Below are 15,912 nucleotides of genomic sequence, written 5' to 3'. Positions count from 1 at the left end.
CGTCGATGGAAGTCCCGAGTTCGAGCCTCTCGCTGCCGGCCGCGCTCGTCGCGGTGTTCGCGCTCGTCGTCGGCCCGGCCGCCCGAGGGGGCGAGGGGGATGCGCCGGAGGTCGTGCGGGTTCGGATCCCGTCGGGCCAGGTCGCGTCCCAGTTCCCGCCGGACACCCCGTTGCGGGTCCTGTCGCCGACGGACTTCGACGCGCTGCTGGGCGCGGTCGAGGCGCGAGGGCGGGACCGCGAGCGGGGCGGCCCCCGGCTCGTCCGCGCCCGCCACTTCGCGAGGTTCAGTTCGGGACTCCTGGTCGGCCGTTCCGAGCTGGTGGCGGCGACGCCGCCGGGCTCGGCGTCGGTGTCGATCGAGCCGTGGTCGCCGGCGATCCTGAAGGGGCCCGAGTCCGGGGCGGCGGTCGCTTCCTCGGCGACGGGCGAGAGCTTCCTTCGGCTGGAGACGCCGTCGGCGGCGAAACCGGGAGAGGCGACGTTCGTGCTGGAGTGGGAGCTGCGGGCGCGCCCGGACTCGCGGGGGCGGATTTTCAGCCTGTCGCTGCCCGGCGACGAGACCACCAGCCTGACCCTGGACGTCCCCGTCGGCTGGGAACCCTCGGGGGCGGCCGTGCGTCGCGAGGGACCCTCGCCGGGTGAAGCCCCGGATCGCGAGACCTGGCGGTTCCACGGCCGGGTGGGCGCCCTGGACCTCCGGCTGACCAACCTGGCGGAAACGAGGGCGGCCGGGAACCCGTCTCGGATCTGGGTCGGCGGGCCGACGCGGATCGACCTGAACGCCGTCGATCGCCTGGCGACCCGGCCGGTCAACTGGACGACCGACTGGACGATCCAGGCCGACGAGCCCGGCGGGGGGACATTCACGGTCGAGCTGGATCCCGGCCTGGACCTGCTGGGCGTCGAGGGCCCCACCGTCCGGGAGTTCCGCGTCGAGGAAGGGACGCCGCGCCGGGCCGTCGTCTGGATGGCGACCCCCGGCGGCGAGGCCGTCCCGGTCCGATTCCGGGGGCACGCCCGGGTCCCGGCCGAGGGCGCCTGGGACGTGCCGGCGATCCGCCCGCTCCCCCCGCTGACCTGGACCGGCGGGACGACGACCATCCTCCTGGACGAGCGCCACGTCGTCCGCGAGTGCCGGGAGCGCGACGGCCGTCGGGTCCCGCCGCCGCCGGGCGAAACGGCGGGCGTGGGAGGCACGGTTCTCGTTTTCGAATCGGCCGCGCCCGGCTCGGCGGCCGAGCTGACCTTCCGCGCCGCCGGGAACGAGCCGGTCTACACCCTGCGCGGGCGGCTCGCGCTCCGACCGTCCTCGATCCGGCTGGAATGCGAGGTCGCGGGCCTGGGCCTCCCCGGATCGGCCCCGGAGCACGAGCTGGAACTCCCCGCCGGCTGGGCCGTCGATCGCGTGGAACTGGCGGGCGTCGAGGGGGCGCCTCCCTGGAGCCGGACGGTGCGACCCGACGGCTCGACCCTGCTCCGCGTGCTGGCCCCGGCGTCGGACGCGGCCCCCTCGGGCCGAACGCTCCTCGTGGGGGCGGTCGCCGCCGGCCCGGTCGACGCGCCGAAGCGCCTGATGCTGCCCCGCGTCCGTCCGACCCGGGGGCGGGTCGCCGACGAGGCCTGGGTGGCCACGGCGGCGGGCCGCATCCAGCTCCAACCTGGCGAGACCAGGGGGCTCGACTGGATCGACCCCGTCCAGACGCCCGGCCTGCTCCAGGCCGCATCTCCGGAGACGGCCGACCTCAAGCCGGTCCTGGCCTGGCGATGGACGGCCGACGACGCCGAGGCGCCCGTAGACGTCCTGCGCGTGGACCCCAGCTCGAGAGGCTGGGTCCACGTCAAGGCGAGGCTTGAGGAACGAGGACGGAAGCTCGCCGTCTCCGGCTGGATCACGATCGCGACGGCCGGCGGCGGAGACCCCGCGGCGCGAGTCTGGATCAACGCTCGGGCCGGCGACCTCGGCGCCTGGACGTTCACCGACGCGGCCGATGGGAATCGGCTGGCGCCAACGATCCTCGCGGAGTCCGATCGCCGACGACTCGGGTTCCCCGACGGCGGCGTGGTCCTGGAGCTGGCGGCCGAGACCTCGGCGCAGGGGCGGGCCACGGTCCGATTCGCCTCCTCGACTGCCTGGGATGGGCGAGGGACCGTGCCGCTCCCCTGCCTCCCGGGGGCGGACTCCCCCCGCGGCGTCGTCGTCATCGAGACCCCCGAACACGTTCGCAGCCGGATCACGGGGGAGGGGCTGAGTCGGATCGAGGCGTCGCTCGCCGAGACGCTCGCGCCAGGTCCCGATGCGGCGGGTGCCGCGCGGGCCGGCGGGCCATCGCCGCCGGCCGGCTGGACGTCGCAGGCCATGACGTACTCGACGCCCGGCAGCCGGCTTGATCTCGCCACGGAAGAGTTGACCCCGGCTCGTGCCAGGGGGCTGATCCGCGACGCCCGCCTGACCACCCGCGCCTTCCCCGACGGCCGCTCCCTCAACCGCCTCTGGACGCTCGTGGCCGCCGACCAGACCGACGCCCTCACGTTCCAGGCGCCGGCCGGATCGGTCCTCGTCTCGGCGCGGGTCGACGGCCGCGCCGTCGACCCGACGCGGGTGGGGGACGAGGTCTCGATCCCCCTCCCCTCCGGGCCCGGCGAGCCGACGCGGGCCGTCGAGCTGGACTACCGGCTCGAACCGTCGGTCGCGCCGTCCGGCGGCCGGCTCCGGCCGACGGCACCCGACTTCGGCCTCCCCTGCCTCTCGTTCAGCTGGGAGCTGATCCTCTCCCCGGGCTTGACGCTCGACGAGGCGGGGCCCGGCTTCGTCGTCGATTCGACCGAACCCCGGCCCCCCTGGCCCTTCGGATCGCTGGGGGTCGCCCGGTGGCGATGGCCCGGCGAGCGGGCCGCGATGCGGCTGCCGCGCGAGGACGTCCTGCGGCGGCTCGACGAATCGCTGGGCGAGGCGCCGACCGAGGACCTGACGCTCGCCGAGGCGTTTATTCGATGGGACGCGGGCGCCGAGCCGCTGATCGTCGATCGCTCGGCGCTGGCCGCCGAGGGCTTCGGCCCGCGATCACGATACACGCCGGCCCCGACCCCCGTCGACGCGGCGGGGGGGCCGAAATCGCTCGCGGCGCTCCAGTCTCGCGGCCTGGTCCTGCTCCTGGTCGACGACGCGCTGCTCGTCACATCCCGACGCGCCGCGGGGCCGCTCTCGGGCTCCGCGACGTGGCGCTCGGCGGTCGCCGAGGCGATCCTCTGGGGAGCGGACGCGACCGACCGTTTCCAGTCGTCGACGCGTTGGCGAGGCGAGTCGACCCCGATCGATTCGACGCCGACGAACTCCGCGCCGGCCGACCGACGCGGTCGGGCTTCGGGTTGGTCGACCTCGCGCTTGACGGCGAGTTCCTGGCCGGGGCCCGACGCCTGGGTCGAGACGGCCGACGCCGGTACTCGGGCGCTTCTGGGCTGGGTGGCGGCGCTTGCGGTGATCGCGGTGGGGCTGCGTCGGGCCGTCTCCCCGCGTCGGGGTTTGATCGCGCCGCTGCTCCTCATGATCGCGTCGGTGGTGCTGCACGACTGGTGGGAGGCGGCTCCCCCCCCGGTGAGCGCCGGGGCGTTCGTCGGCGCGTTCATCACGCTCCTCGTGCGTCTGGGCCGGCTCCTGCGCGAGACGCTTCGCGGCCGAGGCGCGCCCGGGTCGGGTCGCGTCGGGCGAACCTCGGCGCGGTTCCGTCGCGGCTTTCGGGTCGCCGCGTGGGTCCTGGCGACGATCGGCCTGTCCCGAGCCTCGGCGTTCCAGCCTCCCGTCGAATCCCCCCCGATCCTCGCGCTCTTCCCCTACGACGGCGCGTTCGACCCGGCCGCGGCCCCCTCGCGGGTGATCCTCCGCCAGGCCGATCACGAGCGGCTCGCGAGGGCCGGCGAGGCCCCGGCTCCGAAAGCCGAGGAGCGGGCCTCGATCCTCGCGGCCGAGCATCGCGTGGCGCGGGGCGGGGAGCTGGACCTGGCCGTCGAGAGCGATTACTCGGTCCGGGTCGGCGACGGCCCCGCGACGGCGTTCGAGTTCCCGGTCGGCGGGGCGCGGGACCTCGTCGCCGCGCTGGACGACGTCCGGGCTCCGGTGATCGTCAGGCCGGGGGGAGAGGTGGCGGTCGTCATGATCCCCGGAGGTCGGACGAGCCGACTGCGGGTCCGTCGCACCGCCTCTCCGTTCCGCGACGGCTCCCTCGAGACGCTCGACCTGAAGGTCAACCGCGCCCCGTTCGCCCGGCTGACGCTGGAGCAGCCTCCCGGGGGCCGTCCGGTGCAGCAACTGGTCGCCCGGGGCCGCGTCATCGCCAAGGGAGACCAGACGATCGAGGCCGTGCTCGGGCCCGTCGACCGGATCGGGATCTCCTGGACGTCGCCCAATCCAGATCTCGACCAGCCTTCCGCGACCGTCGAGAGCCTGATGCTCTGGGACCTGGACCCGGCCGGCGAGCGGGTCCGCGCCCGTCTGACTTACCGGACCCGGCGGCGGACCTCGACGATCCGGATCGCCCTGGAGCCGGGCCTGATTCCGCGTTCGGTCCAGATCCCCGGATTGGTGGACGCCTCGTGGGGGGGGACGCCGCAGAACCCCGAATGGGTCGCTCGGGTGGACCCCCCGCTTCCCGATCGGACGACGATTTTCCTGGACTTCTGGCGGCCCCTCCGAGGCGAGGGGGGGACGGAGGCCCCCGGCCCGGTCGCCCGGCGGTTCCCGCGCGTGGAGCCGATGGGCGTCGAGCGCGAGTCGGGCTTGCTGGCCGTGCGGCGGCCGGGGCACTGGACGGGGCGGCTCGAGCCCCCCAGGGACGCCGAGCCGGTCGGCGACGAGTCCTTCGTGCGCGCCTGGGGCGCCCTGCCCGACGACGTCCTGACCTTCGCCGGGACCGTCCGGTTCAAGCCCCAGGACGTCGTTGAATTTCGGACTGGCCCGACCCCCACTCGATGGCGTCTCAAGCCCTCCGTGCAGCTCCAGGTCGACGCCGGCCGCGTGGACTGCCGTTACGAGATCGAGCATTCCGAGATCACCGGGCTGCTCGATCGGGTGGGGGTGGCGCTGCCGGACGAACTGATCCTGCTCGATGTCGAGTCCGCCGGCATGACCGATTGGAGCCGGCCGTCGGGGGGGCCCCTCCAGGTCCGGTTCGACCGGATCGACCTGAAATCCCGACGGACGATCAAGGTGCGGGGCTGGATCCCGGTGGCTCGGCTCGAGCCCGGCCCGGGACCCCGCCAGCATCGGCTCCGGCTCCCCTGGCCGGACGCGGCGGAAGGCCGAGGTTCGGCCGGGACGCTGGAGGTGCTCTCGCGCGGGGTCGTCGATCTTGCGACGGCCCCCGGCGGCGCGGCGTTCGTCACTTCGGAGCCGACCGAGCCCGGCGGCGCCTGGACCCGCCAATCCTACCGGATCGACGATCCCACCCAGGTCGGCGAGCTGCGTTGGACGCCCCAGCCCCCGCGTCCGAACGTCCTGGTCGGGAGCCAGTTGACGATCCATCCGGACTCGGCCGAGTGGATCGCCGTGCTCCGCTACGAGGTGGCGGGGGGTCCGCTGGACGCGATCCATCTGAAGGTCCCCGCCGCCTGGGCACCGCACGCCCGGCTCCGGCTCACGGGCCAGGAGCATCAGCTGACGACCGAATCCCGAGACGGCTGGACGTTCTGGACCATCACGCCGGAGCGTCCCATCTGGGGCTCTCAGCGTGTGGTCCTGCGCTCACGTGCGCCGATCGCCGCCGGGCAAGAGGTCGGCTTTCCGAAGGTCGTCCCGCTGGGGCTCGGGGTGGTCGACACCGCGGTCGCCCTGGTCTTCGCCACGGCGACCGTGCCGACGACGGCCGGCTCCGCCGGGCTTCGCCAGATCTCGCACGCGAGCCGCTTCCAGGACGAGGAGTTCGGCGCGGCGACCGGCCTGGCCGCGAGGGCGTATCACGTCGACGTCGACGTCGACCGCTGGTCGCTCGACGTCCAGACCCCGACGGGGGACGACGCGGGACTGGGGGGAGGCGACGTGACCGCGCGGGTGCGGGATGCGGAGCTCCTCTGCGTGCTCGCGCCGGACGGCGGGGCGACGGGCACGGCGACGTACCGGACGGAGCCCCGATCGGGCCCGTTCCTGACCGTCGCGCCCCCGGAGGCGGGCCGCCTGCTGCGGGCCGCGGTCGACGGCGCGGCCGTGAGGCCGCTGCTCGACGCCGAATCACGATGGGTGATCCCCCTGGGGGACCAGGCCGCCCGCAGCGTCACCCTGACCTGGGCCGCCGAGGGCGCCGGGGCGGGGGCCGAGATCCAGGGGCGTCGCGACCTCGGACTGCCTCGCGTGGGGGACGGACGGACGCCGACGCTGGTCGTCCTCCACCTGCCGGCCGACGAGGCGATCGACGCCTCGTCGCTCGGCCTGGAGGCGGTCGGGCCGGAGCGCCAGCAACTGGAGCGGGCCGATCGCGTGGCGCGCCAGGTCGTCGACCTGATCGCCGAGATGGATCGCGGCTCGGGCCGCGACCGCGGACGGCTGGTGTCGCTCCTGATCGAGCACGAGTCGGCCCTTCGCGGCGCCGAGCGCGCGTTGCTGGCCGCGTCGCGGTCCGCCGACCGGGGGCGTCGCGATCGCGCGGCGCGGGACCTCGACGTGATCAAGGGGTCGCGGCTGCAACTCGTCGAGGCCCTGCATTCGACGGGCCTGGAGGAGCCGGTGGCGGACGCCCTGACCTACCTGGGTTTGCAAGCCGAGGGGGCCTCGCCGGCCGCGACCGGGATCGCGGTGCAGGCCGAACGCGAGCGGATGCGGCGTCTGGGGCGGCCCCGCTTCTTCGTCGGCTCCGCGCCGGGGCTGGACGATCCGCCGATCCACCTGCCGATCGAGACCGATCGGGCGGCCGGCTACGTCGGCGTCAGCGAGAGCCGAGCCCGTTCCCTCTTGCTCCTGGCGCTTCTGATGGGGCTCGGTCTGGCCGGGCTGACCTCGGCGCGCCAGGTCGGGGCGCAGAGCCTGATCGCCGCCGCGAGCCTCTCGCTCGCGGCCGTGGCGGGGGGCCGCTGGCTCTTTGGGCCTGCGGCCTGGCCCTGGCGGTCGGATGGATGACTCGAGGGCCCGCCCCGCACGCGACGGGGTCGGGATTCTGACGACGAAGAGGCGAGTTTTCAGCCCACCAGTTCGGCGATCGGGGTTCCGCCGTCGACGACCTTCATCGGACGCCCGCGAGGCGAGGTGTACTGCGTGTCCAGGCCGATCCCCATCGTCTTGGTCATGGTGGCGACCATGTCCATCACGCCGATCGGCCGGTCGGTGACGTCGACGCCGTTCTTGTCGGTCGAGCCCACGACCTGGCCGGACTTCATGCCGCCGCCTCCCATGACGACCGACCAGCTTCGCGGCCAGTGGTCGCGGCCGGCGTTCTGATTGATCCGGGGGGTGCGTCCGAACTCGCCCATCCAGACGATCATCGTGGTGTCCAGCAGGCCCCGGCTGGCCAGGTCGGCGGTCAGGGCGGCCATCCCCTGATCCAGTTCGGGGAGCAGTCGGTTGGAGAGGGCGTCGAAATTGTCGGCGTGGGTGTCCCAGCCTCCCATCGCGACCTCGACGTAGGTCACGCCCTGCTCGACCAGTTTGCGCGCCAGGAGGCAGCCCGACCCGAAGGCGTGCTTGCCGTAGGCGTCGCGGACCTCCTGAGGCTCGGTGTCGAGCTTGAAGATGTCCTTGCGCTTCGAGTTCATCATGCGGATCGTCTTGGCGTAGACGGCCTTGTGGTCGAGGGCGGGCTGCGACCCGCGCTGCTTGATGAAGTCGTTCTCGGTCCGGCTCAGGAGCTGAAGCCTGCGGTCCATGCGTAGCTCGTCGACGTCGGCCGGGGGGGCGAGGTTGGCGATCGGCGAGTTGGGGTTCTGGATCATGAACGGCGTGTAGGACATCCCCAGGAAGCCGGCGCCCTGCCCCGGCGTGTTGATCGAGACGCAGTGGGGGAGGTCGAAATCCTCGAGCCGGCTGCCGATCTCGAAGGCCGCCGTCGAGCCCCAGCCGGGGTGGACGACGGTCGGGTTGGGGACGTAGCCGGTGTGCATCAGGTACGTTCCGCGCTCGTGGTTCCCCTCGTTGGAGTCGAGCGAGCGGAGGATGTTCAGGTGGTGCATCTGCTTGGCGGTGTTGGGCATGTGCTCGCTGATCATGACGCCGGGTGCGGACGTCGCGATCGGGCGGAAGGGGCCGCCGTTCTTCTCGCTGTCGGGCTTGAGGTCCCAGATGTCGAGGTGGCTGGGGCCCCCCGACATCCAGAGCAGGATGCAGCTCTTGTGGGCCTTGTTCGGCGCGGCGGCGTGGGCCCGCAGGCTGTGGAAGAACTGGGCCGCGGGAATCCCGAGCGCCGTCGCGGCCAGGTGGCCGAGGAAGTGGCGGCGGTGCATCCCGCGGGGGGTGACGAGGGGGGGCGTCATGACCGTCGGCTCCTTGGGGACGTCCGCATCAGTGGATCAGGATGAATTCGTTGGAATTCAGGAGGGCCCAGAACAGGTCCTGCAAGTACGGCAGGGCGTCTGGGTAGGATTGCAGGTGGCGCACCGACGCGTTCCGCTCACTCGTGGTCGGCGGCCGGCTGAGCGCGGCGAGGTAGAGCTGGTCGACCATGAACGCGGCCGGCGACCGGCGCTGGCGGCCCGCCTGTTCGACGGCGTCGGCCAGGAAGCTCCCCGGCTTGCCGGAGAGGGCGTCGCGCATCAGGTCGCCGTTCATCATCATGAGCGACTGGGGGATGGTCCCCTGGAAGCTGGTCGCCTCGTCTTCCTCGTCGTTGCCGAAGGCGAAGAGGAACTGCCGCATCCAGGACTCGCGCTTGGCGTCGTCTCGGCCCGAGCCGGCGCGGTGGGCGGCGGTCGCGGTCAGGAGCGAGTCGAAGAGCTGTTCGGGGGACATGGGTCGCAGCGCCATGACGCTGAACAAGTCGTCCTCGGGCCTCGCCTTGCCCGGCCGGAGGCTGGTGGCCTGATACGCGGCCGACGAGGTGATCCAGCGGATGAGCTGCTTCACGTCGCAGCCCGACGCCTGGAACTCCTCGGTCAGCCTGTCGAAGACCTCGGGGAGCACGGCGGGGTTGTGGGGGCCGATGTCGTCGACCGGGTTGACGAACCCCCGGCCCAGGAGATAGGCCCACATCCGGTTGACCATCGCGCGGGGGAGGAGGTCGCTCGTCGGATCGGTGATGAGCTTGGCGAGTTCGACGCGGCGGAGGGAGGCGTCCGGCTTCTCCAGCTTGCGGCCGTCGATGAACTTGGGGAAGGCGACGCCCATCATGCCGTTGCGACGGTCGAAGCGGGCGAAGGAGTCGGTCGGCACGTCGGTCAGCTCGACATGGTCGAACTTCTCGAGCCCGGCGGCGTCGATCGCACGCTTCTCCTCGGCCTTGAGGCCCCGGAAGAAGGCGTTGACGCCCCAGAAGTCGGCCTGCTTCCAGTCGTTCTGGGGATGGTCGTGGCACTGGACGCACTGGAGCTGCTGGCCGAGGAACAGCCGGGTCGTCCGCGAGGTCAGCGGGACGGCCTCGGATTCCATGTGGGCCAGGGTGTAGTTGACCGCGCCGTTCTCCTTGTTCGAGCCGCTGGCGGTCACCAGGTCGTAGACGACCTCGTTCCAGGGCCGGTCGGCGGCGAACTGCTTGCGAAGCCAGGCGGTCAGCGCGGCGCGGTCGACGTTCCGATCCTGCCGGCCGCGGCCGATCAGGAGGTTCGTCCACTCGGTCGCGAAGTTCTTGGGGAAGTCGACGTGGTCGAGGAGCTGTTCGACGAGCCTGGCCCGCTTGTCCGGGGCGCGGCCGACGAGGAACGTTCGTGCCTCGGCGACGGTCGGAATCCGGCCCAGGAGGTCCAGATACGCGCGACGCAGGAACTCCTCATCGGAGGACGCCTGCGGCGGCTTCAGGCCGGCTTCCTTCCAGGCTTCGAGGAGCAGCGGGTCCAGGAAGTTCGCGGCGCCCGGCGACGGCTTCCCCGGATCGGCCGACTTCGAGGTGGGCTCTTCGCCGGCGTTCGAGCGGGCCCCGGCGGAGACCGCGACCAGCAACGCGGCGACGGCGGCGATCGCACGGCGGGGGGATCGGGCCGTCCGGACGTCGGTCCGTCCATCACGCTGGAGCATGAAAGGCTCTCCCTCTGATGAGACCGGGCTGCGGGCGAACGGGTCGGTCGAGTCGATGGGATCGGTGGATGCGGTCGAGATCGGATCGAGGAGGCCGAAGCCTCGTTCAAACTTTAGATTACGCCATGTACGGACGCACGTGACCTTCAATGAGATTATTTCGGCGCCTCGATTCCCGGTCAATCGATGCATCGAAGTTTCAGAGGCCCTCACTTGAGAGGTTGCGTCGGGGATTTCGCGGGATCATAATGAACCCCTCGCAGCGGATCCGCGTAACGAGGCTGGACGACTCGGCCTCGGCTCGGCGGATCGATTCGCGTCGGGGTCGCGCAAGACGGTTCCCTCATTCGACCGTCGGCCGCCTCCGGGGCGGCGTGGCCCGCGTCCCGCGCGGGCCGGATCGAGACTATTTCCAGGGCCTGGGAGGAACGCATCGGCATGTCTACGCCGGTCATGATCGAAGCCCACGGGCTTTGCAAGCAATTCGGGTCTTTCCTGGCTGTGCGCGACGTGTCGTTCACGATCCCCAAGGGTCAGGTGGTCGCCTTCCTCGGCCCCAACGGCGCGGGCAAGACGACCACGATGCGGCTCCTGACGGGCTTCACCGCCCCCACCCACGGCTCGGCCCGGATCGCCGGGATCGACGTCCAGGCCGACCGCATCGCCGCGGCCGAGCACCTCGGCTATCTCCCGGAGAACGGCCCGCTCTACACCGACATGACCCCCCTGGGCCTGCTGAAGTTCTTCGGCGCGGCCCGCGGGATGTCGTCCACGAGGCTCCGCGACCGGCTCGACGAGGTCGTCGCGCTCTGCGCCCTGGAGGCGGTCGCCCACAAGCCGATCGGCAAGCTCTCGAAGGGCTATCGCCAGCGCGTCTCGATGGCGCAGGCGATCCTCCACGACCCCGAGGTCCTGATCCTCGACGAGCCGACCAGCGGCCTCGACCCCAACCAGATCAAGGGCGTCCGGGCCCTGATCCGCGAGCTGGGCAAGACCAAGACCGTGCTGGTCTCGACCCACATCCTCCAGGAGGTCGAGCCGGTCGCCGGCCGGGTCCTGTTCATCCACGACGGCAAGATCGTCTTCGACGGCGCGCCGGCCGAGCTCGCGAAGCGCGGCGGCTCGCTCGAGGACGCCTTCTACAAGCTGACGGCGCAGCCCGTCTGACGCCCCACGCCGTCGCCGTTGACCTGCATGGAAGGCCCGGAAGGGAAGGTCCGACGGGGCGTCGCCGACGCCCCGCCCGGCCCCGACCCGACCCCCGCGCCGTTTCGACCATTCGACGCCCCAATCGAGGAATCCCGCGGTGGCCACGCTTCAAACCGAACCTAGCAAGCAGCCCGCCGTCGCCCGACCGGCGCGGGCCGCGATCCGCCCCTTCCGGGCCAACGTCATCTGGGCCGTCTTCAAGCGCAATCTCCAGAGCTATTTCAGCAACCCGGCCGGCTACGTCTTCATCACGCTGTTCGTCCTGATCAGCTCGACCGTCGCCTTCTGGCAGGACGAGTTCTTCACGAACAACCTGGCGAACCTGGACCAGCTCGACAAGTACATGCCGTACCTGCTGCTGTTCTTCGTCCCGGCGATCACGATGAGCCTCTGGGCCGACGAGCGTCGGCAGGGGACCGACGAGCTCCTCTTCACCCTCCCGGCGCACGACCTGGACGTGGTGCTGGGCAAGTACCTGGCGGCCGTGGGGATCTTCACCGTCGCCCTGCTCTTCTCGACGAGCCACCTCCTGGTGCTCTCGTACCTGGGCTCGCCCGACCTGGGGGTGATGTTCGCCACCTACCTCGGCTACTGGCTGATGGGGGCGATGCTGATCGCGGTGGGGATGGTGGCGTCGCTGCTGTCGTCCAACGTCACGGTCGCGTTCATCCTGGGCGCCCTGTTCTGCGCCCTGCCGATCTTCGTGGGGATGCTGGGCTCGCCGACCGGCGGGAACCTCCGCCGGCAGCTGGAAGGCTGGTCGGTGCCGGCCCAGTTCGCGGACTTCGGCGCGGGGGTGATCTCGCTCTCGGGCGTCTTCTACTTCGTCTCGCTCGCGGCGGCGATGATCTACCTGAACATGCTCCTGCTGGGGCGCCGCCACTGGGCCGGCGGCGAAGCGAGCAAGGGCCTGGGCCTCCATTCCGCCGCCCGGTTCGCGCTCCTGCTGCTCACCCTGTTCAGCGCGAACGTCCTGGTCGACCTGTGGGGCAAGCGGGCCGACGCCAGCAGCGAGCGACTGAACACGCTCTCGGCCGAGTCGATCGAGCTGATCGGCAAGATCCCGGCCGACCGCCCGGTCCTGATCCAGGCGTTCTACAGCCCGGAAGTCCCCCGCGAGTACGTGGAGACCCGGAACGACCTGCTTCGCAACCTGAAGGAATACCAGGCCCGCAGCGGGGGCCGGATCCAGCTCAACCTGATCCCGACCGAAGTCTACTCGACGGCCGCGCGCGACGCCGAGAAGCAGTTCGGCATCGCGCCCCGGCGGGTCTTCTCGGCCGACCAGGCCAAGCAGAGCTCGGCCGAGATCTTCCTGGGGGTCGCCTTCACGTCGGGGCTGGAGGAGGTGGTCATCCCCTTCTTCGACCGCGGCCTGCCGGTCGAGTATGAGCTGACCCGGTCCATCCAGGTGGTCTCGCGGAGCGGCCGGAAGAAGGTCGGCATCCTGACGACCGACGCCAAGGTCATGGGGGGCTTCGATCAGCGGAGCTTCGGCCAGACCCCGGAATGGTCCATCGTCACCGAGCTCAAGAAGCAGTACGAGGTCAGCTCGGTCTCGCCCGACTCCCCGATCGCGAGCGACCTGGGGGTCCTCCTGGTCGCGCAGCCGTCGTCGCTGACCCAGCCCCAGATCGACAACCTGACCGCGTACGTCAAGGCGGGCGGGCCGACCCTGCTGCTCATGGACCCGTTCCCGGTCGACAACCCCCAGATCGCCCCCGAGGTCCCCAAGGCCCCGCCGGGCGGCCCGCTCGGCGGCGGCGCCCCGCCCGACCAGAAGGGGAACCTGCAGCCCCTGCTGGACCTGATGGGCCTCGACTGGCCGTCGACCGAGATCGTCTGGAACACCTACAACCCGCACCCCCAGCTCGCCGACATGCCCCCCGAGGTCGTCTTCATCGGCCGAGGCAGCGGCGAGAAGGACGCGTTCAACCCCGACCAGGCCGCGACCTCCGGGCTCCAGGAGATCGTCGCCCTCTTCCCCGGCCTGCTCCGGCCCAAGTCGGGCGGCGCGGGGCCCGAGTTCACCCCGCTGCTGCGGACCAGCGACCAGGGGGGCGTGATCCCCTGGGCCGACGCCGTCCAGCAGGGCTTCATGGGCGTCTCCGGCGTCAACCCCCGCCGCCGCCACCTGGCCACCGGCAACGGCTACACCATCGCCGCCCGCATCAAGGGGCAGGCCCAGGCCGAGCCCAAGAAGGACGAGGCCGAGAAGAAGGAGGAGCCGAAGGCCGAGGAGAAGCCGGCGACGATCAACGCGATCGCCATCGCCGACCTCGACATGGTCTCCGAGCAGTTCTTCGAGATCCGCCGCCGCAAGATCGAGAACCTCGACTTCGACAACGTCACCTTCGTCCTCAACTGCGTCGACGTCCTCGCCGGCGACGAGTCGTTCCTGGCCCTCCGCAAGAAGCGGCCCCGGCACCGGACCCTGACCGCCGTCGAGGCCCAGACCCGGGACTTCCTGGAAGACCTCCAGAAGCAGACCAAGGTCGCCGAGGAGGCCGCCAAGGCCCAGCTCGACGACGCCCAGAAGGCGTTCGACAAGCAGGTCGACCAGGTCCGCTCCCGCACCGACCTCGACGAGCGGACCAAGGAGATCATGCTGGCGAACCTCCAGGACGTCGCCCAGCGCCGGCTGGACGTCGAGAAGCAGAAGATCGAGGACGAGAAGCTCAACCGGATCCGCGAGGGGAAGGCCGAGTCCGAGCGCAAGACCCGGGCCATCGAGAATCGGGTCCGCTACCTGGCCGCCGGCGTCCCGCCGCTCCCGCCGCTGATCCTCGGCCTGCTCGTCCTGCTGACGCGGCTGCGCCGCGAGAACCTCGGCGCCAGCCCCAAGCGGCTGGCCTGACCCGATCGTCGATCGTCCGCCGAATCCCGAGAGCATCCCCGCAGCCGATCCAAGAGGACCGACGATGACCGAGATATCGAAAACCGGGATCTTCGCGGCCGTCGCCCTGGCGTTCGCCAGCCTGGCGATGGTCGCGACCCGCGACCGCACCGTCCGCAGCGAGGCGTTCAACGACCAGGGGCAGCCCTTCTTCGCCGACTTCCAGGACCCCCTGGCCTGCACGAACCTGGAGGTCGTCGACTTCGACCCCTCCACGGCCACCGCCTCGCGGTTCCAGGTCAAGTTCGAGAACAACAAGTGGGTCATCCCGTCCCACTACGGCTACCCGGCCGACGCCCGCGACCGCCTCTCCAAGACGGCCGCCGCGCTCATGGACCTGACCAAGGACACCATCCGCTCCGACTCCCCCGACGACCAGGAGGCGATGGGGGTCATCGACCCCCTCGACGCCAAGGCGAGCGCGCTGAAGGGGCGGGGCAAGCGGATCACCCTCCGCGACGCCTCCGACAAGGTCCTGGCCGACTTCATCATCGGCGAGCCGATCAAGGACCGCTCCGGCCAGTTCTACGTCCGCGTGCCGGACCAGAAGCGGATCTACGGCGTGAACCTCAAGGCCGAGCCCTCGACCCGGTTCGCCGACTGGATCGAGACCAACCTGCTGAAGCTCGACGCCGCCAAGATCCGCAAGGTCGAGTTCGACAACTACAAGGTCAACCTGGAGCAAGGCTATCAGAAGGGCGAGGTCCTCGACGTCGAGCGCAAGAACGCCACCGACCCCTGGACCCTGACCGGCGGCCTCCCCGACGACAAGCAGCTCGACGACGACAAGCTCCGCGCCCTGACGACCGCCCTGGCGGACCTCAAGATCGTCGGCGTCCGGGCCAAGCCCGCCGGGCTGACCCGCGACCTCAAGAAGACCGACGACAAGGGGATCACCCTCTCGGCGGCGACCGTGGCCTCGCTGCAAAGCAAGGGGTTCTACATGACCCGGGACGGCCAGCTCCTCTCCAACCAGGGGGACGTCCGGATCTTCACCGAGGACGGCGTGGTCTACACGCTCCGCTTCGGCGAGGTCACCTTCGGCTCGGGCGACGAGCTGACGGCCGGCACCCCCGACGACGCCGAGAAGAAGGCGGACCCGTCCAAGGCGGAGGAGAAGAAGGCCGAAGGGTCCACCGAGAACCGCTTCGTCATGGTCACGGTCTCGTTCGATCCCGCGCTGATCCCGGCCCCCCAGGCCGAGGAGAAGCCCGCCGCGGGCGAGCTGCCCGATCAGGTCATCGCCCCCGACCCGGAGGCCGCCAAGGCCGAGGAAGAGAAGAAGGCCCGCGAGAAGGCCGCCTATGAGAAGAAGCTCGCCGACGGCAAGAAGCAGGCCGAGGAGTTGACCGAGCGGTTCGCCGCCTGGTATTACGTCACCCCCGGCGACAGCTTCCGCTCGATCAACCTCGACCGCGCCGCGCTGGTCGTCCCCAAGAAGCCCAAGGCCGAGGGGGCGCCCGCCGGCTTCCCGGGCGCGGGCGGGTTCCCGGGAGGTCCGGGCGGCCCGGCGGCTTCCCGGGCGGTTTCCCCGGCGGCGGGGCGGCCGAGGATCCCCACGCCCACTGACCGACGCCGATCGACCCGCCCCCCGGCGCCGAACCATTCGGCGTCCGGGGGGCTCTGATTTTCGCGGACGTGTCGGCGACGGCGCGACTATGGTACACT

At 71.4% G+C, this 15,912-nt stretch carries 6 protein-coding genes; 4 read left to right on the top strand and 2 right to left on the bottom strand.

The features are described 5' to 3' along the window. Window positions 1-5: 5 nt before the first annotated feature. Window positions 6-7,100 (top strand): hypothetical protein, encoded by a 7,095-nt coding sequence (locus VT85_RS06805; protein ID WP_068412418.1) that lies wholly within the window; start codon window positions 6-8, stop codon window positions 7,098-7,100. Between the two features lie 59 nt (window positions 7,101-7,159). Here the strand turns inward: VT85_RS06805 and VT85_RS06800 are convergent, their stop codons facing one another. Further along, window positions 7,160-8,446, bottom strand: a complete 1,287-nt coding sequence (locus VT85_RS06800; protein ID WP_068412415.1) for a DUF1501 domain-containing protein — start codon at window positions 8,444-8,446, stop codon at window positions 7,160-7,162. A 28-nt stretch (window positions 8,447-8,474) separates the two neighbouring features. Next, window positions 8,475-10,139: a DUF1549 domain-containing protein gene (locus tag VT85_RS06795; RefSeq protein ID WP_068412411.1), complete on the bottom strand. Its 1,665-nt coding sequence runs from the start codon at window positions 10,137-10,139 to the stop codon at window positions 8,475-8,477. A 438-nt stretch (window positions 10,140-10,577) separates the two neighbouring features. On the opposite strand from VT85_RS06795, the gene VT85_RS06790 reads away from it, so the two are divergent. From VT85_RS06790 to VT85_RS06780, 3 genes are all read left to right on the top strand, one after another. Further along, the gene (locus tag VT85_RS06790; protein ID WP_068412408.1) at window positions 10,578-11,306 is read left to right on the top strand and encodes an ABC transporter ATP-binding protein; all 729 of its coding nucleotides are present in this window, start codon (window positions 10,578-10,580) and stop codon (window positions 11,304-11,306) included. A 139-nt stretch (window positions 11,307-11,445) separates the two neighbouring features. Further along, window positions 11,446-14,205, top strand: a complete 2,760-nt coding sequence (locus VT85_RS06785; protein ID WP_082858409.1) for a Gldg family protein — start codon at window positions 11,446-11,448, stop codon at window positions 14,203-14,205. Window positions 14,206-14,269: 64 nt separating this feature from the next. Next, window positions 14,270-15,871: a DUF4340 domain-containing protein gene (locus tag VT85_RS06780; RefSeq protein WP_082858408.1), complete on the top strand. Its 1,602-nt coding sequence runs from the start codon at window positions 14,270-14,272 to the stop codon at window positions 15,869-15,871. Window positions 15,872-15,912: the final 41 nt, after the last annotated feature.

Origin of the sequence: Planctomyces sp. SH-PL62, from assembly GCF_001610895.1 — a bacterium.
Taxonomy (GTDB): domain Bacteria; phylum Planctomycetota; class Planctomycetia; order Isosphaerales; family Isosphaeraceae; genus Paludisphaera.
This window is presented reverse-complemented; position numbering and strand designations above follow the sequence as displayed.